General features: G+C 60.6%; 17 protein-coding genes and 2 tRNA genes. 9 read left to right on the top strand and 10 right to left on the bottom strand.

Annotation, left to right across the window (positions count from 1 at the left end; genetic code table 11):
• Positions 1–164 precede the first annotated feature (164 nt).
• The 3 genes from HY26_RS13565 to HY26_RS13555 all read right to left on the bottom strand — a co-directional run bounded on the left by HY26_RS13565 (position 165) and on the right by HY26_RS13555 (position 4,575).
• On the bottom strand, positions 165–851 hold the full coding sequence (locus HY26_RS13565) for a Fe2+-dependent dioxygenase (protein ID WP_034764178.1): 687 nt from the start codon (positions 849–851) through the stop codon (positions 165–167).
• Between the two features lie 62 nt (positions 852–913).
• Positions 914–3,133, bottom strand: a complete 2,220-nt coding sequence (locus HY26_RS13560) for a TonB-dependent siderophore receptor (RefSeq protein ID WP_081813001.1) — start codon at positions 3,131–3,133, stop codon at positions 914–916.
• Positions 3,134–3,324: 191 nt separating this feature from the next.
• The gene (locus HY26_RS13555) at positions 3,325–4,575 is read right to left on the bottom strand and encodes an acetyl-CoA C-acetyltransferase (RefSeq protein WP_034764175.1); all 1,251 of its coding nucleotides are present in this window, start codon (positions 4,573–4,575) and stop codon (positions 3,325–3,327) included.
• Positions 4,576–4,718: 143 nt separating this feature from the next.
• Here HY26_RS13555 and HY26_RS13550 point away from each other — a divergent pair, with 143 nt between their 5' ends.
• A complete protein-coding gene (locus HY26_RS13550) occupies positions 4,719–5,708 on the top strand; it encodes an aspartyl protease family protein (protein ID WP_158531504.1) in 990 nt (329 codons plus the stop codon).
• An 8-nt stretch (positions 5,709–5,716) separates the two neighbouring features.
• On the opposite strand, the gene HY26_RS13545 is transcribed toward HY26_RS13550, so the two are convergent.
• From HY26_RS13545 to HY26_RS13535, 3 genes are all read right to left on the bottom strand, one after another.
• Entirely contained in the window at positions 5,717–8,551 is a 2,835-nt protein-coding gene (locus tag HY26_RS13545) for a phosphoenolpyruvate carboxylase (RefSeq protein ID WP_034764158.1), read from the bottom strand.
• A 107-nt stretch (positions 8,552–8,658) separates the two neighbouring features.
• Positions 8,659–9,543 (bottom strand): hypothetical protein, encoded by an 885-nt coding sequence (locus HY26_RS13540; protein ID WP_112073805.1) that lies wholly within the window; start codon positions 9,541–9,543, stop codon positions 8,659–8,661.
• A 50-nt stretch (positions 9,544–9,593) separates the two neighbouring features.
• Positions 9,594–10,430 (bottom strand): RNA methyltransferase, encoded by an 837-nt coding sequence (locus HY26_RS13535; protein WP_034764152.1) that lies wholly within the window; start codon positions 10,428–10,430, stop codon positions 9,594–9,596.
• Positions 10,431–10,538: 108 nt separating this feature from the next.
• Between HY26_RS13535 and HY26_RS13530 the strand changes: the two genes are divergently transcribed.
• Positions 10,539–10,622: transfer RNA gene (locus HY26_RS13530), tRNA-Tyr, on the top strand.
• Positions 10,623–10,647: 25 nt separating this feature from the next.
• Positions 10,648–10,721 (top strand) — tRNA-Gly (locus HY26_RS13525).
• Positions 10,722–10,914: 193 nt separating this feature from the next.
• Here the strand turns inward: HY26_RS13525 and HY26_RS13520 are convergent.
• Complete coding sequence (locus HY26_RS13520) at positions 10,915–11,088, bottom strand: DUF1328 domain-containing protein (protein ID WP_034764149.1); 174 nt, start codon at positions 11,086–11,088, stop codon at positions 10,915–10,917.
• 145 nt (positions 11,089–11,233) lie between these two features.
• Between HY26_RS13520 and HY26_RS13515 the strand changes: the two genes are divergently transcribed.
• From HY26_RS13515 to HY26_RS13495, 5 genes are all read left to right on the top strand, one after another.
• On the top strand, positions 11,234–11,395 hold the full coding sequence (locus HY26_RS13515) for an entericidin A/B family lipoprotein (RefSeq protein ID WP_112073806.1): 162 nt from the start codon (positions 11,234–11,236) through the stop codon (positions 11,393–11,395).
• Positions 11,396–11,803: 408 nt separating this feature from the next.
• Entirely contained in the window at positions 11,804–12,670 is an 867-nt protein-coding gene (locus HY26_RS13510; protein WP_112073804.1) for a diacylglycerol kinase family protein, read from the top strand.
• Positions 12,671–12,675: 5 nt separating this feature from the next.
• The gene (locus HY26_RS13505) at positions 12,676–13,470 is read left to right on the top strand and encodes a metallophosphoesterase (RefSeq protein ID WP_233350898.1); all 795 of its coding nucleotides are present in this window, start codon (positions 12,676–12,678) and stop codon (positions 13,468–13,470) included.
• Positions 13,471–13,505: 35 nt separating this feature from the next.
• Positions 13,506–13,769: a hypothetical protein gene (locus HY26_RS13500; RefSeq protein WP_034768826.1), complete on the top strand. Its 264-nt coding sequence runs from the start codon at positions 13,506–13,508 to the stop codon at positions 13,767–13,769.
• Positions 13,770–13,810: 41 nt separating this feature from the next.
• On the top strand, positions 13,811–14,320 hold the full coding sequence (locus HY26_RS13495) for a Dps family protein (protein ID WP_051600255.1): 510 nt from the start codon (positions 13,811–13,813) through the stop codon (positions 14,318–14,320).
• 40 nt (positions 14,321–14,360) lie between these two features.
• On the opposite strand, the gene HY26_RS13490 is transcribed toward HY26_RS13495, so the two are convergent.
• Genes HY26_RS13490 through HY26_RS18870 form a run of 3 tightly spaced genes read right to left on the bottom strand, consistent with a single transcriptional unit; the run spans position 14,361 to position 16,852 of the window.
• Complete coding sequence (locus HY26_RS13490; protein WP_139068819.1) at positions 14,361–16,016, bottom strand: sensor histidine kinase; 1,656 nt, start codon at positions 16,014–16,016, stop codon at positions 14,361–14,363.
• Between the two features lie 33 nt (positions 16,017–16,049).
• A complete protein-coding gene (locus HY26_RS13485) occupies positions 16,050–16,652 on the bottom strand; it encodes a sigma-70 family RNA polymerase sigma factor (RefSeq protein WP_034768823.1) in 603 nt (200 codons plus the stop codon).
• Positions 16,653–16,660: 8 nt separating this feature from the next.
• Positions 16,661–16,852, bottom strand: a complete 192-nt coding sequence (locus HY26_RS18870) for a NepR family anti-sigma factor (protein WP_139068820.1) — start codon at positions 16,850–16,852, stop codon at positions 16,661–16,663.
• A gap of 176 nt (positions 16,853–17,028) precedes the next feature.
• On the opposite strand from HY26_RS18870, the gene HY26_RS13475 reads away from it, so the two are divergent.
• Positions 17,029–17,811, top strand: coding sequence for a response regulator (locus HY26_RS13475; protein WP_034768819.1), 783 nt, complete (start codon positions 17,029–17,031; stop codon positions 17,809–17,811).
• Positions 17,812–17,866 lie beyond the last annotated feature (55 nt).

Here is a 17,866-nt window from a genome sequence, read left to right as displayed (position 1 = left end):
TTGCCCGCTGGCACATGCGCACCGGGCGGGACGCACTGATGGCGGTCGACTGTTTTGGTAACATCGAACCGACTTTTGTGGCCGATGCCCCGCCGCCCTATGATCTCTATACATATGAAGAACCGCGTGTTGCGGCCTGTCCGGCCGCTGGTGCTGGCGGAAACCTAAGCGCCCTCGGCCCAGCGGCGAATGAGGTTGTGATAGATGCCTGTCAGGCGGATGACTTCCGGGTCCTTGTGGCCCTTCTCCGCCACCAATGCCTGGATCGACTGGTCGAGATCGAACAGCAGGGTCCGCTCACCATCGTCGCGCACCATGCTCTGCAGCCAGAAGAAGGAGGAAATCCGCGCGCCGCGCGTGATCTCGCTGACGGAGTGCAGGCTGGAGGCCGGATAGAGGACGAGGTCTCCGGCTTCCAGCTTCACTTCCTGCGCCCCGAACAGCGTCTCGATCACCAGTTCGCCGCCGTCATAATCTTCCGGCTCGGTCAGGAACAGGGTGCAGGACAAGTCGGTCCGGATCCGCTCCGGCGAGTTCTTGACCGAACGGATCGCATTGTCGACATGGGCGCCGAAACTGTCGCCGACGACATAGCGGTTGAACAGGGGCGGAAACACTTTCTGCGGCAGCGCCGCCGCCAGGAAGACCGGATTGTTGCCAATGGCGACGCTCACCATGGCTTGCGCCTTGCGGGCCGCCTCGCTGTCTTCCGGCAGCTGCGTATTGCGCTTGGCTTCGGCGGACTGGACGCCCGCCGTGACGCGGCCATCCACCCACTCGGCAGCATCGATCAGCTGGCGGATGTCTTTCACCTGCGCCTTGGTCAGGACTTGGGGGATACAGATCAGCATGGGCGGACTCTACAAAAAGAATGAAAGGCGGCCCCCGAAAGGGCCGCCCCTCTTTCGGATGATCAGAAGTCGATGTCCAGTGTCACAAAGGCCGAGCGGCCCGGCGCAACATAGGAGAACGGCGTGCCGGAGCGGTAGAGCGCGTCATAGTAGAGCTCGTCCGTGGCGTTCAGAATATTGAAGGTCACCTCCATATTGTCGGTCAGCTGGTAGCCGCCGAAGACATCGAAGCGCCAATAGTCCGGCACGAAGGTCGAGCCCGCCGCGACGGTGCCGCCATATTTCTCGCTATTGTAGCCAGCCGTGCCGCCAAGGTGCAGGCGGTCGGTGAACTGGTAGCGGGAGGTCAGCGTGAAGCTCTCTTCCGAGACGTTCGGGAACATCTCGCCGATCTGCGAGGCGATGGTGCTGTCGGTCACTTCGGTCTCGAAAATTGTGAGACCGCCGAACAGGCTCCACTTCTCGGTGATGTTGCCGGCCACGCCGAACTCCACGCCGGTTACTTCCTGGTCCTGAGACCCGGCCGTCGTGGCGCCCCGGCCATTGGAAATCGGAACCCCGTCGCGGGTGATCTGGAACACAGCCGCGGTCAGGTCGAGGTGACCGCCGAGATTGTACTTCGCGCCAAGCTCGAAGGAATTGTTCTCGACCGGATCCATCGCCGCGACCAGCGCATCGCAACCGCCATAGTCGAGGGCGAAAGCGTCAAGCTGTTCGCAGGGCGGGTTCGAAGCGGAGGAGTAGCTTGCATAGATCGAGGCATTCTCGACAGGCTTGTAGACAAGACCGGCATGCCAGTTGATGAAGTCGCTGTCGGCGCTGCGATCTGGTGTCGGTGTGCCGTCCCGATTGGTCAGGCCGGTCACATCAGCAGAGTAGGTATCTGCCCGCACGCCGATAAAGGCTTCCCATTGCGGGCTGAAGGTCAGCGTGTCGAGCGCGTAGAGCGCGGCCGTTTCGGTCTCGATCGTCGGCCGGCCGGTGACTTCGGTATCGCTGCCCCACGGAATGGAATTGTCCGGATTGTCCAGGTTCAGGAGCGGATTGGAAGCCGCGCCGGTACAGGGCAGTTCGGCGCATTCCGTGAAGGCGCGCTGGCGGTTCAGCGTTTCCTCGCGCGACAGCTCGATGCCGGTGACCAGCGTGTGGCCGATCGTGCCGGTGTCGAAGCGGAAGGTGAAGCGGCTCTGGTTCGTCCAGTAGTCCGTGATCGCATCCCGGCGCTTGGCATTGGCGCTCACCGTCCGGGCGACGGGGTCCGGACGTTCCGGGGCCGAGGCTGTGTAGGCGTTCTTGCTCTGGCCATAACGGAGAGTGGAGGCAAACTCGACCTTGTCTGAGATCACCCAGTTTGTGTTGGCTGTGTAGACGTCTGCGAAGGTTTCGCCGAAGTCGCGGGAGAGGACGCCGTAGAAATTGTCCCGGTCCACGGCGAACGGACGGTTGTTTTCCGTGTCGTAGGGATGGCCCCAGTCTGGCAGGTAGTCGGTAGACAGATGGTAGTAATCGAAACCGAAAGTCAGCGCATCGGTCGGCGTCCACTCTGCGGCGGCGGCGAGGCCCCAACGGTCGTTGAACACTTCATCGCGCCCGGCGACTTCGGAATCGTGCGTCATGGCATTCAGGCGGACGGTCAGCGTGTCGGTGACTTCATGGTTCACGTCCAGGGTGGCCCGGCGGGTTGCGTCGGAGCCGAGCGTGAACTCGACATCACCCCAGTCGCCCTGGCCCGGCTTCTTGGAGACGAGACTGACAGCGCCGCCGGTCGTGCCGCGGCCGCCGAAAGCAGACGACGGGCCTTTCAGCACTTCGATCTGCTGGACCGCAAAGGTCTCGCGGGAGCCGACGCCGGGGTCGCGGACGCCATCGACATAGACATCATTGCGGGCATCGAAGCCACGGATGAAGATCCGGTCGCCGAACGCGTTGCCGCCCTCGCCGGTACCGAGCGTGATGCCCGGCTGGGACCGGAAGAGGTCACGGAAGGATTTGGCGCCGAGGTCGTGCAGCGTCTCGTCGGTGATGACCGTGATGGTCTTCGGCGTGTCGAGCAGGTCTTCCGTGAAGAGGCCGCTGGCCGAGCGGATCGCTCGATAGGGCGCATTCGGGTCGCCATAGGGGTTGGTGTCTGCCGTCACGTCGGTGACGGTGATCGTCTCGTTACGCAGTTCCGGCTCGTCGGACTCGTCTGCGAAAGCGGGGGCGGCGGCGGCGACGGCAACCGCCGCATACATACCAACCTGTGTGCGGAGGCTCCGCGGCTTGCGAATGGCTCTATTCATTTCGTTCTCCCTGAGGACCGCTTATGCAGTCGGTGGAGACGGCCTAATGAAAGTGAGAATGAATCGCAAGTAATATTGCAAATAATTCTCATACGCATTCGCATTTGTGGTTTTTGCGCAACCAGAACGGAAAACGCCCGGTCCGTTACCAGGACCGGGCGCTTGTCTGTGTGCCTGCTTCAGGCAGGCGATCAGGCGTCGAGACGCTCGATGATGATCGCAGGCGCCATGCCGCCAGCGGCGCACATGGTGACCAGACCATAACGGCCGCCGGAGCGCTCAAGCTCGTCCAGCGCGGTGCCGATCAGGATCGAACCGGTTGCGCCGATCGGGTGGCCGAGGGCCATGGCGCCGCCATTGATGTTGACTTTGTTGCGGTCGAGATCGAGGTCGCGGATGAACTTCTCGGCGACGACCGAGAAAGCTTCGTTGATTTCGTAGACATCGATGTCGCCGGTGGTCAGGCCAGCCTTGGCCAGGACTTTCTGTGCCGCAGGAACCGGAGCGTTCAGCATCAGTGTCGGGCAGTCGCCCATGTTCGCCGTGGCAACAACGCGGCCGCGCGGCTTCAGGCCATGCTTCTTCATATAGCCTTCGGACGTCATGAGTACAGCGCCGGAGCCGTCGACGACGCCGGAGGAGTTACCGGCATGATGCACGTGCTGGATCTTGCCTTTCAGTTGCGGATAGACTTTCTCGATCAGACCGCCATAGGTCATGCCCTTGTCGTCGACCGGCACGTCCCAGAACATGTTGAACACGGTCTTCAGGCCAGCGAGGCTTTCCATCGAGGTGCCTGGACGCGGGAACTCGTCCTTGTCGAGGGCGAGTGTGCCGTCGCGATTGTAAACCGGCACGACCGACTTGTTGAAACGGCCTTCCTTCAGGGCGCGGTCGGCGCGTTCCTGACTGACCACGGCCAGCTGGTCGACGGCTTCACGGGTGATGCCTTCGAGCGTGGCGATGGCGTCGGCGCAGCAGCCCTGCTGGGACTGCGGGTGCAGTTCGCGCAGGTGGAGGTTGCCGGCGTCCATCATCGGCGGGTTTTTCGGGTCTGCCGTGGCTGCCGTGTAGCTCATCATCTCGCAGCCGCCGGCCACAATGCAATCTTCCATGCCGGACATGATCTGCGCCGCAGCGAGGTTCACCGTGGTGATGCCGGAACCGCAGAAACGGTCGAGTGTCACGCCGGAGGCCTTGATGTCATAGCCGGCATCGAGGGCGGCCATGCGGCCCATGTCGGCACCTTGGGCGCCGCGCTGACTGGAGCAGCCCCAGATCACGTCGTCGACAGTGGCAGTGTCGAGCTTGTTGCGCTCGGCGATCTGGCCCAGCACGGTCGCGGCCAGGTGCTGTGGGTGCAGGTGGGCAAGCGAGCCCTTGCCGACTTTGCCGATACCGCGCGGTGTGCGGCAGGCGTCGATGATGAAGGCGTCAGCCATGATCAGTCTCCGGTTTCCTCAGTTTGTGTCACGCAGGTTTACGCGAACGTAAGGGGCAGCGGAAGTCGTGACGCCGGGGCAGAGTACCTAACGTCAATACAGTGTGATTTTGTTTATCCTATCGGATGTGGGATATTGAGCAAATGACGAGGGAGTCGAAACGCCGGACGACCAAAATGGCGTCCGGGTGGCACATCAAAGGTGCCTTCTTGAGTGTTCTGGCCCTGTTGGGCTTTTTCCCGGCGCTGGCCAGTGAGCGCCAGGTGATCCCGTTCGAGGTGAATGAATACGATCACATGGTCGTCCGTCTCGAGGTGAACGGGAATGACCGGGCGACCGGTATCATCGATACGGCCGCAACATTTCCCATGATCAACCGTCGCACGGCGCGCCTGGCTCAGCTTCCGGAACTGGATGACAATGTGCCCATGATCAGCGTGCTGGGGCTGACCGGGGAAGAAATCTATCCGGTTGTCGAACTGGATACGCTTCTCGTCGGGAACGTGGCAAAGAAGGATGTACAGGTAGCGCTGAACGTCGACCTGAATGTCACCGGAACGCAGAATGTGCTGCCGGCAAATGCTTTCGAAGGGGATGTCATCGACTTCGACTTCGAGAATTTGCGTGTCATGGTCTATGATGGACGCCCCGACCGGTCTGCCCGGCTGGTGCCAAGCTCAATGAAATACACTGACGAGAACGGCCTGATTTTCGTGGATGTCCGGATCAATGGCCGCAAAGGCCGCGCACTGGTCGATACCGGTTCCAGCGTGACCTTTATCAACAGTCGGTTTGCAGAACAGTCCCACACCAGAACCAATGAAGAGAAGACGAAGATCCTGCAGGGTGCCACAGGTGGCGACCAGTCCTTGCGGATCGCCTCTGTCCGGATGCTGGCCATCGGGGATTACCGGATGTCGGGTGTCGACATACTGGTGAGCGACCCGCCGCTGTTCAAATACCTCGGACTTGAGGAGGAGCCCGCGATGGTGCTGGGGCTGGACCTTCTTTCGTCTTTCAGACTGCAGATCGATCGCCGGCGCCAAAGGGTCGTCCTCAGCATGCCGGACAGTGGCCGTTATTCCAGCCGCGTCAATCTCAACGCCCGGGACACCCGCATTCCGGTATACTGATTACGGTCCTAGCCGAATGCGCCATAGGCGTGTGTGATGGCGAGGCTGATGCCATGCAGTGTGCGCCCGATCTCATCCAATGGATCGATGATGTCCTTATGGATCCGTTCGTAGCCATAGGAAGCGCTGCGCATCTGGCTGCCGGGTTCGGTCAGCGCCTGCAGGGGCGTGTCCTCGCTCCGGGCGCAGGGGAAGATTTCACCCAGCAGCTCCACGACCTCGGCAAAGCGCATTTCCGAGATCATGTTGACGACATCCCGGGCGCTGGCGTCATGGCGCTCTGAAAGGCGCGGCAGGCTGCCTGCGAGCGCGAAAGCCCGCATCATCAAGGCCTGGCGCACGGCATGGAGTACGTGCAGGGCGAGGCGATTCTCATGACGCTCTTCCGTCGACGGGGCATCCTCCAGCTGGGCGGTCAGGCGGTCGAACCGACGCAGGTCTACCGATAGCAGATTGGCGATCCGGTCGATTGAGACAGCGGTCTCATCTGCGCGTAGAGCATAATAGACTGCGCGATAGGCGGCAGCGCCGCTTTCGGTCTTCATCATGCGGGCATGGGCGATCCACACTCCGGGGTCGTAGACGCGGGCATAACCGCGGAGCGCAGGCAGACTGGTCAGGCCGCGGGCTTTTGCGGCGAGGAAAACGAGGTGCCGCATGCGGGGGCTGGTATCGATCAGGTTCACCAGCCGCTCGGTTTCGCGTTGCAGGGAGGAGCCGATCCCGGCGGCGGTATTCGCCGGAACACCCAGCTGCTGCAGGGTCGCATTATGGGAAATCGCGCGCAGCGAGCGTGGGCCGGAAGGGCCGGCCGCACGGCGCTTCGGACGTGACCCGGCCTTGACCGTCAGCCCACTGGAAAAGGCGCCGAGCAGGCGGCCATAATCCGGGTTCACGAACAGGCGCTCATGCCAGGCGCGCAGGGCGCGGTAGAAATCCCAGACGAGATCCGTGCGCGTATAGAACGGGTCTGTCTTCGAGGTCTCGTCCACAGGCTGGAAAGTGTGCACGCCCCAGGCCGCCATGGTTGCGTCTGCAAGGACCGGAGTAGCGAAATGGAGATAGCCATCCCCGCCCTGAAAGCTGACCTCGTGGCGCAGCTTCAGCCCGCGCATTTCTGCGCCGGCGCGGGTCCATGGTGTCAGCAGGTGATCGAAGCGTTGTTCGAATGTGCCGGGCCAGGCACCCCGCCCCATGGATTCGCCATGCGTGTTGAAGATCAGCAGGTCCACGCCGGCATTCCTGGCGGCCAGCGCCCGGGAGATGAGGTTGTGGATGCGCTCGATCGCCATGTCGGCGGCGACCTGCCCGATGAACCGTCCGGCATCGGAAAAGCCAAGCTGGATGGAGAGGTATCCACGCTGCTTCACATAGGCGAGGAATTCCGGCTCCTCCAGCAGGCGTTCGATAAAGCGCCCGCCCGTTTCAAGCGCTTCGGGGGTTTCGAACAGAGGTGAGATATCCAGCATCTCATCGACGCCATATTGGCGCGCGAGGTACAGGGCCCCCATCACCGTAGCCGGGTTCTCGCTCTCGGCGATCAGGAAGCGGATGACGGATCCGGCATCAATATGTTTCAGGATCTGGGCGCACATCATGAACTGACGCCGGGCGGTCGACTGTTCCATGAACAGATCGCCGAAATTCACTTTCACGGGTTTTGACTTGCGGGCCTTCTGAGCAAGCTCCGCCAGCGCGACCCGGCCGAGCTCCCGGTCTTCGGTCTCGAGGCCGAGATCGCGATTGATCACCGTACGAACCTGAGCGGCGTTGACGCGCAAGTGAATGCGCGCGGTTCCCAATTGCTGGGCTTCGACTTCGGCACGGAAGGCGATCAGTTCGGCGGCAAGATCGTCGCTGGCATTGCGCACGCCCTCATCGAGGCTATCCAAAACCTCCTCGGCGTCCAGAATGGTGTGCGGCGCGTGTTCAGTGATCGCGTTGGCTGCTGTGACAAGATTGTCTGCATTGGTCAGGTCCGCTGCAAATAGGGCGGCATGTTTGCGCGTCAGCGCCGCTGCCTGGCGCAAATGCCCGGCCAGCCCATCCAGCCACGCCGACTTCCCGGTTCTGGAGAGTATGTCCTGCGCGCGTGCCGCATAGCGCTCCAGCTGCATGGCTTTTTCGGTCAGGCGGAAGGTCAGGGACTGCGACCAGTGAATATCAGCCCGGCCGTCGAGGTCGTAGCCGACCCAGCACGCCAGGGTTGGCAAGGCAGGGCGAAGCGCCCGCCAGCGGTCGGGGAATCTCTTCCTCGCAATCTTGAGGATGGTCTCCGCCATCCTTCGTTGGGCGTGCGCGGCGTTTTCGAGGGCCGCCTGCACTTCCTCATGCTCTCCATGGAGGCTGATCGACTGGTTCCAGGCGCGGTTGTCGGTCTTGATCAGTTTGGCGAGACGGGTGCGGCTGGTTTTGGTAGGCTTGCTGACATGGGCGGCGAAGGCGGCGCGCAGCTCCGTCGACAGCGCAAAAGTCGGGTGGCCGGTAAAAACGAGCCCGCCACGTTCCTGCGCGATCGCGGCGGCGAAAGCTTCAAACCCCTCCTTCGCAATCTCCTCCAGGCGGGCGACCAGCGGCGCCCAGGCGGCAGTCTCATCTGCTCCGGCATGCTGGGCGCGGAAACGTTCGGCGCGCTCATTGATGAGTTCAAAGTGAACTTCATTAGCCAGTGCTGCGAGGTCGGTCTGGGTGATTTTCCCATCTTCGAGATCCCGGAACAGCGTCTGGGTCAGCGCGAAGACCGAATTGGTCATCGGGTCGATATCGATCCGCTGGGCCTGTTCCCGCAGAAATTCCTGCGCAGCATCAAGGGTCAAAGGCGGCGTGGCAGTCGTCTTGGTCATAGCCGCCAGTCAAACCGGCCTTTGAACGCAAAGTCAAAGCGGCCGCTATCTTGGCGAAACGGAAGCCTGAACCCGGTCAGGCAAACCGGGCAGGCTTGCTGGATATTCTAGCGGCGGCGGACGAACTTGATGGCGCCGAACAGGCCGGCGAGCACGGAGCCGACCCCGCCAAGGAACACCGCCAGTGGATTTGCCTGGTCTGCAAAGGCGATCGCGCGATTGAGGCCTGTCACCTTCACCGTCACCGTATTGTGGAATGTCCGCAGCGGCACGGCCGGACCGTCATCAATGGCATAGATGTCGAAAGTGAGTTCCTGATTGCCGGCGGTCAGTGGGGTGACCGACCAGCGCCAGGTGTTCTCGGTCAGCGGCGAGATGGTCTGTTGCTCAGGCGTCATTGCCTTGATAGCGAAGCCTGACCCTGACAGGCGCGCTTCCACGGTCTTGGACACCTGAGCGGTGCCCTCGGAAATATTGCCATGGCCCGGCAGGGCGTCGACCGCTGTGGAATCGCCGGTTGCATCAATGGCGAGCACCGCTTCAAAGGGGCGCTTGTACTCTGCGGTGGTGGGCGTCTCATGGGCGACCGGCACCGTCTTCAGGTTTTCGAGGAAAGCGTCGGACGGGGCGGGCGCCATGACATCCGGGGCCACTTCGATACTGGCCATGGCGCCGGCATCCGCTGCGCCGCTACCGGATACGCCTTCTGTGCCGAACATGGGCTCGTCCAGCGTCGGAGCCGGCAGTGACCGGGAAATAGACGGAACCGATGCCGTCTCGGCCAGAATTTCTTCGTCTGGGATCGGCGGCAGGGCTTCTGCTTCAGGCAGTGCTTCGACGGTCACATCATCCATCATGATCGGTTCCTCGGCGGGCATCGCCTCGACCGTCATTCCGGATTTCGGGGCATACACCTCCATCAGGCGCGAACCGCCATAACCCGCCACGAGCAGGCCAGCGAGAAGGACGAGGATGGAGAGGAATCTCAACATGGCGGTCACGTGCTCCGTACGGTGAATCCGGGGCAGACCCTAGCAGAGGTTCAGCCCCCGGGAAAACTGTTCCGAGCTGCTTCGTAGAACGCAATTGCGGCAGCATTGGACACGTTGAGGCTTTCCATGGCGGCGCTGATCGGGATGCGGGCAAGTTCGGCGCAGGCCTTGGCGACCCCGGGGCGGAGGCCCGGGCCTTCTGCGCCCAGTACGATGGCCAGTTTGCCTGCGCCTTTGACGGCCTGCGCGATGTCCGCCTCGCCCTCGCCGGCGAGGCCAACCGTGTGGTACCCCGCCTCGCCCAGCTGTTCGAGGGCACGGGAAATGTTCACGACCCGGGCCTCGGCCACGGTTTCGATGGCACCGACTGCACTCTTGGCGACGATTCCGGTGATCGGCGGGGCATTCCGGGTCTGAAGCACCAGGGCCCCGAAGCCGAAGGCAGCGGCCGAGCGGTAGATCGCGCCCAGATTGTGGGGGTCGGACACCTGGTCCAGCACGACGATCCGCTCAACGCCTTCATGGATCAGGTCTTCCAGCGCGACCGGATCCAGCGGCTCTGCACGCAGGGCGAGGCCCTGATGGACCGAACCGGGCGGCAGCCGCGGGTCGATGTCCTTGGCTGTCACAATTTGCGGCTTCGGCGCGTCGGCAGGCAGGCGGGCCGCGGCATTTTCGGTCGCGAGGAGCTCGATCAGCTTGCGTTCCGGGTTGGCCAGGGCGGCTTCGACGGCATGGACACCCCAGATCCAGACGCCAGAATCGCTGGTTGTGTGGCCCTTGTTGGGATGCCGGGGACCGGGTCGGTGACTTTGCGGCGGGGTGCCGTCCTGTGGGCGTCCCGGGCGGCCTTGTGCATTTCGCCGTCTTCCATGGTTGCGCGCCATTTGGTGTTTCCTTATAAGGCCGCTTCCGGTGTGGATCGGCGGTGCTGCGGCGCCTATGTGAAGCCCCGGTCGGACGGCGTCAACGCCGTGCAGCCCGTGAGGTCCCGTGGAGGGATGGGTGAGTGGTTAAAACCGCCAGACTGTAAATCTGGTCCGCAAGGTACGCTGGTTCGAATCCAGCTCCCTCCACCACCTCAGGCGGCTGCATGATTGCGACGCGGGTATAGCACAATGGTAGTGCAGCAGCCTTCCAAGCTGAGTATGTCGGTTCGATTCCGTCTACCCGCTCCATCCTTCATCTAATCCAGGGACTCGATCACTTCCTTTTCGTGGTGAAGTTGCGCATCTTGTTGGCCTCGATGCCCCATCCAGTTTTCGAGGTTCATGCCATCGTGGCGCAAACGGGTCGGAAAATCCCAATTGAGCCAAACAAAAAGGGGCGCCCTCAGGCACCCCTTGTCTTTTTGCTTTCTATGACCGCAGGTCAGGTCACGCTTCGCCCGTTCACCGCTCGCACCACGAAGGTCAGCACAAGGAGGGCGAGAAAGACGAAGAACAGGATCTGCGCGATACCGGCAGAAGCGCCAGCGATACCACCAAAGCCAAGAGCAGCAGCGACAATGGCGAGAATGAAAAATGCAATGGCCCAGCCAAGCATGATAGTCTCCTTTGTTGTTTCTCTTCGGCGTTGGTGCCGATGATCAGATAACGGATCCGACCAGGAAGTGTTCCGGGAAAAGATTCTGGAACCATGCCGCCTGCTGAACGTTGCTGGTGCATGGTTCGACAGAAAGGAAATATTCATGAACACCGCTAAGAATACACTGAAGTTTGCTGGTCTTGGACTGATCACGCTTATGGCTGCGGCCTGCAATACGGTTGCTGGCGCTGGTGAAGATATCCAGGCTGGCGGTGACGTGATTGAAGACTCGGCCGATGAGGTCAAAGAAGAGATGTCGAACTAAACTTTCGACATCGGGGAGGAGAGAGCGCGCCAGCCGGTGCGCTCTTTCTTTATGCAGAGTATAAAATGAATTCAGACCTTGCTGTAGGCAAGCAACAAGACTGTGCCTTTTCTTGTTTGGGTAACAGAATTCGCTTTTCCGGCTTTGAGGCACGTGAAGAGCGACAGGATGCCTGCCAGCATGAGAGACGCCAGGGCACCAAAAGCGCGCGGCCCGCGAATGCGGCCCAATGATAGTATTGTCGCCTTCCAGGTTGAGCGTACGGGAAGGTGGCAGATCGGGCTCAGGCGGGTGGTAGATGAATTAGCCATGGCTTGGAAACGCCCATAAGCCTCTCAGGTTCCGGTGTCGTGTCATGGAACATGCGTTTGGCTGGTGCGTTGGAACTCTGTTGAAGGAGATTCCGACATGAAACTCGCAGTGGTCATCAATCCCCTGTCCCGAACCGTGCCGAAAGGCGCGGCGGATGAGCTGGAAGCGGCGATCAAGGCGTCTGGCCATGATATCAAGCAATTGCATTGCGGGTCCGACGAACTCAAGAATCATGTGCGCGCGGCTGCGGGCAGTGATGCGGATGCCGTGGTCGTCTGGGGCGGAGACGGCACATTGGCCTGTGCTCTGACGGCCTGCGGCATGTCCGGTCCTCCGGTGCTCGCGCTGCCTGGCGGGACAATGAACATGTTGCCGAAACGCCTGTACGGTGATGGCGCCTGGTATCAGATTCTTGATCGCGTATTGTCGAAGCCAGATGTGGAAACAATCGCTGCAGGCAAGATTGAAAACAGACGATTCTATATCGCTACGCTGCTCGGCAGGCTGACGGGATTGGCAGAAACGCGAGAGGCTGTCCGTAAGGGAGAGCTTCGAGATGCTGCGCAGGCACTTGTCGAGGGCAACGTATTGGACATTGAGACCCGATTGCGCCTCGCCTGGAAGACAAGGGACGGCCAGTCTGGCTTGTCTGAACAAACAATCAGCGCGGTTGCCGCCGCCGTCGCGATTACCAGCGGTCCGTCCCCGGCATTTGAAGTTGCGGCAATTGATCCAGGCAGCACGATGGAGCTGTTTTCCACCGCGCTGGATGCCATGATTCATGGCTGGAAAGATGCCGGTCCGGTACAGCATGATGTGACCAACGGTGTCACGGTGCATGATCTTGGCGGCGCGGAGATCCCGGCGACACTGGACGGCGAACAAGTGAGTTTCACCTCGCCGGTCCATGTCGAATTAATCGGTCAGGCGGCCCGTGTGTTATGTGCGGAGACGAGCCATTGAGGCTTGTGCATCTCGCAGACATTCACTTCGGCGCCGCTGATCCCCGCATACTCGATGCCGCCGCCCGATATATCAAACAGATTGCGCCACACGCGGTCGTTGTGTCAGGCGACCTGACGCAAAGCGGGAAACGCCGGGAGTTCGACGCGGCCCGGCACTGGTTGCGGGGGCTCGGCCTGCCGTGTGCCTGTACGCCCGGCAATCACGACACGCCGATGTTCCAGTTGCATCACCGCGTGCTCAACCCCTTCGGGCGGTATGAGAAGTATCTATCCGAGTTTTCCTTCCCATTGCGTATGGGAAATATCCGGATCGATGGCTTGAATACGGCCCGCGGCTGGCAGGCCCGACGAAACTGGGCTGAAGGGTCCGTGGATCTTGAAGACCTGGACGGCATTCTGCAGCGGGATGCTGCCGAAGACATCCGCCTGCTCAGCTGCCACCATCCATTTATCCCGCCGACCGACACCCCGTTGCAAACAGCCACCCGGCGAGGGCACCGCGCAAGCAGCCGTCTCGGAGGCAGTCCTGTCAATGTGCTGCTCACCGGACACGTCCATGCCCCACAGGCGGAGATCATCCGTGTGCCTGATGGAGGCTATGTTGCCGTGACGTCGGGAACTCTGTCGATGCGTCTTCGCGATGTTCCGCCTTCCTTCAATGTGCTCGACTTCGATGGGAGCTTCATGAGTGTGTCTGCTCTCAGCTATGAGGGAAACAGTTTTGTGCCCAAAACAAAGAGCGCCTGGAATCTCTCGAGGATGGAACAGTTGCGTGCGCCGGGCGTTGTATCAGCGTGACTCTAAAGGGGGCACATCATCAAAGGAGATTTGAGATGCGTATGAAAATGATTGCTGCTGCACTTGTCGCGACCGGTATCCTCGCTGCCTGCGACACCAATGAAGGCCCGATGGAAGAAGCGGGCGAGTCGATCGATGAAGCGATCGATAACATCGACCAGCCCGATACGATCGGGGAATCCATTGATGAGGCCGCGGACGAAACGGCCGATGCCATGGAAGATGCTGCCGATGACATCGATGGTGCGATCGACGAGGCCGGTGAGGCGATGGAGGAAGCTGCCGATCCTCCGCAGTAAGATCCGGCAGGAGTTCATCAAGGACACGAAAGGAGATTATCATGGCCATTGAGGCCCTCGACATCAAGAAACCCGACTTCACCACCCGGAACGGTATTTCCGAGGACGACCGAAGGAAGATTGCCGATGCGCTCGGCATCGTTCTGGCCGACACCTACATGCTGTTCATCAAGACCCAGGGCGTGCACTGGAACGTTACCGGCCCGACCTTCATGGGCGTACATAAGCTGACGGAAGAGCAGTACGAGAATATGTATGAAGCCATCGACGAACTGGCGGAACGTATTCGCGCCCTCGGCCACAAGGCGCCGGCGAGCTACACCAAGTATGGCGAGTTGTCGTCGATCAACGACAAGGATGAAGAACGTTCGGTGGGACAGATGCTCACGATGCTGATCGCCGACCACGAAACCGCCGTTCTCAATATGCGTGCTGCAACGGAGTGGTGCGAAGAGAAGAGCGACTATGTGACGGCAGACATGCTGACGGAAAGAATGTCCTGGCACGAGCAGGCCGTTTGGATGCTCAAGTCACTGGCTTCCGAGAAATAAAATAGAATCCGGATCACGGATCGAAAAAGGTCCCGGGCCTTCAGGCCGGGGCCTTTTTTCCGTCTGGCATGTAAAGCCTGATGGTTGTGCCCTGGCCGGGAGCGCTGTCGATCGTCAGCTCCGCGCCGAGCTGGCGTGAGAAGGCGGACATGAGTTTTGAGCCGAGCCCTTTGCGGGTTGCGCCGATGGAATCAAAGCCCACGCCATCGTCTATAACTTCAAGCGTGACGTTCCCATACGCATCCTTCTTGAGATCGATGGAAATGTTGCCGCCATGTTCGTCGCCAAATGCGTACTTGGTTGCATTGGTGACTGCCTCGACGAGGAACAGCGCGACGGGAATGGCATCGTCCGCCGGGCGTTCAATATTGTCGTAGGATTGCGAAATCCGGATGTTCAGCGTTTCCGTGCCAAGCGCTTCAGCCAGATGGTCGATCAACCCTTTGAGAAAGGGTTGCATGCTGACGAGTTCCAGGCGTTCGTGCTGGTAGAGTGTCTGGTGGACAATCGCCAGGGCATCGATCCGGTGCCGGGCAGCGGCGATCGCCTGGCGGGCTTCCGGGTCCTGAAGCTGACGCCCCTGAAGGTTCAGGAAGCTCGTGACGATCTGGAGATTGTTCTTCACCCGGTGATGGATTTCTTTCACGGCGTCATCGCGAACTTCGATCGCCGCTTTCAGGTCACTGTCGCGCTGATCGATATTTGTGGCCATGTCTTCCATCGCGTTGGCAAGTTCCGCTATTTCCGCAGGCGCAGACGCCATGGCGTCTGCTGCCCGAAAGGCATAACGGCCAGCGCCGTAGACACGCGCGACGCGGATAAGGCGTGATATCCAACGCAGGACGAGGCTGTCGATTGCGAGCCAGACGGCGAGCAGGGCGATCGAGAAGGCCAGCAGCGGCAAGCCGAAAGATGATACCGGCTGAAGCGTGAACTCGCTCCAGAAGCCGGGTGACTCGCGCGAAATGACGGCGAAAACATTTGCCGGACCAACCGGCCGGATCACCACATCCATCGGGGGCGCATTCTTGCGCCGCAGGACGAACATTTTCGCGGAACGGGTTTCGGCTGCTTGAGCCACCCACTCAGGTTCGATTTGCAGGAAATGTTCTGAACCGAACACGCGGCCATCGACATCAGCAATGGCGACTTCGACACCATCTCTCAGGACGCTGGCGCGGGCAAAATTGGCGAGCGAACGCGACCGGAGTCCCAGCGCCACCGAACCGTCAAATGTGCCGTCGGGTTTGTCCACCCGGGTGAAGATCGCAAAGATCCAGTCATCGGAGGCTTGTCCGAAAAACGCATCCGTACGGATAGTCGGTATTTCGTGCTTCAGCCGCTGGTTCCAGTCCGGATTGGACATGGCGAAGCCGGGGTCGCGCGTATTGGCGCAAAGGGCGATACCCTCGGCGTCGAAGCGGATCACACTGGAAAGGGCCGGGATACTGGGCAGCAGTTTGTCGTAAACTTCGTTACAGTGATTGGTGCCGATTTCGTCCTTGAACAGGCCGAGGAGCAATTCTGCTTCGTCGATGGCCTGGTCGACACCATCCACCGAGGCGCCGGCAATCAGCAGAAGTTCGTTGCTTCGCGTTCGCAAAGCCTCCCGCGCGTCCATGTAAGCACTGGCAGCGCCAAGCAGCAGAACCGGCGTCAAAGCAATTGCAAGCGTCGCCACAAGGCGACGTCGCAAGCTGGATGAGGCCGCCCTGTCAGGCACTCAGATTCAGGTGCCGTTGGCGGCTGCAATAACCGCTGCCTGGTTCATGATGTCGTCGAACGCCTCACCGGCATTGATGTCGTCGTCGCTGCTGAACCCTGCTTCGTTATTTTCTAACAGCTCCGCAACCGCCTTGCGGGCTCGCGAGACACGGCTCTTGATCGTGCCGACGGCACAACCGCAAACTTCGGCTGCCTCTTCATAGGCCAGTCCGCCTGCACCGACGAGGACGAGTGCTTCACGCTGGTCATCGGGCAGCATGTTCAGCGCATTGCGCAGGGCGAGCAGGTCCAGTTCGTCTCCGGCATTTGCGGGCGAGACCAGTGTGGCTTCTGCCACTTCGGGGTCCAGGGAAGACCGGCGCCATGAGCGACGTTTTTCGGAGTAGAAAATGTTCCGCAGGATGGTGAAGGCCCATGCCTTCATGTTCGTGCCGGCCTGAAAGCTCTGGCGGGCGTGCCACGCCTTCAGCATCGCATCCTGAGCAAGGTCGTCGGCCAAGGTCGAATCTCCGCAAAGGCTGCGAGCAAACGCACGCAGGTGGGGGATCAGCTCTGCGAGCTCTTGTTTGAACGTCGCATCATCAAGTCGTTCTGTGGGTTCGCTCATATGCTCACCTATGAAGACTTGTTTTGGGTGTCGGGGGAACGATTGCGGTCGGCTTCTTCAAGCAACCGCATGAAATCGTCGGGTACGCTCTCCTGAGTGACGTCGTCATAAAGACGGCGAAGCTGTTCTCCCAGGCGGTCACCGCGACGCTTTCGCTCCGTATCGGCCACCCTGCGACCGTCGGTTTTCTTGTCGTCCATTTTCAAAAATGCCCTAAACAGTTCAGTTCGGTTTCGGTGCGCGATTGTGGCGCTCGTCTGACAATATAAATCGTGAATTCACCAAAGGTTCCGCGCAAACCGCAAAAAATTTGATTTTGTATGCAACCAAATCCCGGCGAGTGGGTTGGTAACGCAGTGTTGATGGAGTTTTTCCCATGAATCTTGTGAAGAATCTGGCGCCGCACCTGCCTTATTTGCGACGCTACGCCCGGGCGCTTACAGGCGCTCAGGAGAGTGGAGACGCCTATATTCGAGCCTCGCTTGAGGCGCTGGTGGCCTCTCCGGATAAAATTGACGCGGACGGCGACCCCCGGGTCGCGCTTTACCGCTTTTTCCATGTTGTCTGGGGCACGACCGGTGCCCAGCTGGAAGACGGGCCGCAAGGCGACGATGTGGCGACCGAGCGCCTTCAGAAGCTGGCGCCCATACAGCGACAGGCATTTCTGCTGACGGCGCTGGAAGGGTTTTCGCGCACCGAAGCCGCTCATATCCTCGGGATCAGCGAAGGCGAGCAGGCCGAACTGGAACGCGCTGCGATCGCGGAAATCGAGGCCGAACTGTCTACAAAAGTGCTGGTGATCGAAGACGAGCCGATTATTGCGGCTGATCTCGAGAGCCTTGTCGAGGAATTGGGGCATCAGGTCACCGGTAACGCCACCACCTACACAGAAGCCATGTCGATGGTGAAGTCTGATCCGCCAGGCCTCATCCTTTGCGATATCCAGCTTGCCGACGGATCTTCAGGCATCGACGCAGCGAATGATATCCTGAAGGAAATGGACGTGCCGATCATCTTTATCACAGCCTTCCCGGAGCGCTTGCTGACAGGGGACCGTCCGGAGCCGACATTTCTGATCCCCAAACCGTTCCAGGAGAACACGGTGAAGGCGGCCATCGGCCAGGCCCTGTTCTTCCATCCGGCGCGCGAGACCGCCTGACCCGGACTGATTGTCAGAGAAGACAAAAATGCCCTCCCGGCCGGGAGGGCATTTT

The sequence above is a fragment of the Hyphomonas sp. GM-8P genome (genome assembly GCF_003263315.1).
GTDB lineage: Bacteria > Pseudomonadota > Alphaproteobacteria > Caulobacterales > Hyphomonadaceae > Hyphomonas.
This window is presented reverse-complemented; position numbering and strand designations above follow the sequence as displayed.

Coding starts and splice junctions, on each gene's coding strand:
- HY26_RS13565 (WP_034764178.1), bottom strand. CDS start 851: ATGCTGATCTGTATCCCCCAAGTCCTGACCAAGGCGCAGGTGAAAGAC.
- HY26_RS13560 (WP_081813001.1), bottom strand. CDS start 3,133: ATGAATAGAGCCATTCGCAAGCCGCGGAGCCTCCGCACACAGGTTGGT.
- HY26_RS13555 (WP_034764175.1), bottom strand. CDS start 4,575: ATGGCTGACGCCTTCATCATCGACGCCTGCCGCACACCGCGCGGTATC.
- HY26_RS13550 (WP_158531504.1), top strand. CDS start 4,719: ATGACGAGGGAGTCGAAACGCCGGACGACCAAAATGGCGTCCGGGTGG.
- HY26_RS13545 (WP_034764158.1), bottom strand. CDS start 8,551: ATGACCAAGACGACTGCCACGCCGCCTTTGACCCTTGATGCTGCGCAG.
- HY26_RS13540 (WP_112073805.1), bottom strand. CDS start 9,543: ATGTTGAGATTCCTCTCCATCCTCGTCCTTCTCGCTGGCCTGCTCGTG.
- HY26_RS13535 (WP_034764152.1), bottom strand. CDS start 10,430: ATGGCGCGCAACCATGGAAGACGGCGAAATGCACAAGGCCGCCCGGGA.
- HY26_RS13520 (WP_034764149.1), bottom strand. CDS start 11,088: ATGCTTGGCTGGGCCATTGCATTTTTCATTCTCGCCATTGTCGCTGCT.
- HY26_RS13515 (WP_112073806.1), top strand. CDS start 11,234: ATGAACACCGCTAAGAATACACTGAAGTTTGCTGGTCTTGGACTGATC.
- HY26_RS13510 (WP_112073804.1), top strand. CDS start 11,804: ATGAAACTCGCAGTGGTCATCAATCCCCTGTCCCGAACCGTGCCGAAA.
- HY26_RS13500 (WP_034768826.1), top strand. CDS start 13,506: ATGCGTATGAAAATGATTGCTGCTGCACTTGTCGCGACCGGTATCCTC.
- HY26_RS13495 (WP_051600255.1), top strand. CDS start 13,811: ATGGCCATTGAGGCCCTCGACATCAAGAAACCCGACTTCACCACCCGG.
- HY26_RS13485 (WP_034768823.1), bottom strand. CDS start 16,652: ATGAGCGAACCCACAGAACGACTTGATGATGCGACGTTCAAACAAGAG.
- HY26_RS18870 (WP_139068820.1), bottom strand. CDS start 16,852: ATGGACGACAAGAAAACCGACGGTCGCAGGGTGGCCGATACGGAGCGA.
- HY26_RS13475 (WP_034768819.1), top strand. CDS start 17,029: ATGAATCTTGTGAAGAATCTGGCGCCGCACCTGCCTTATTTGCGACGC.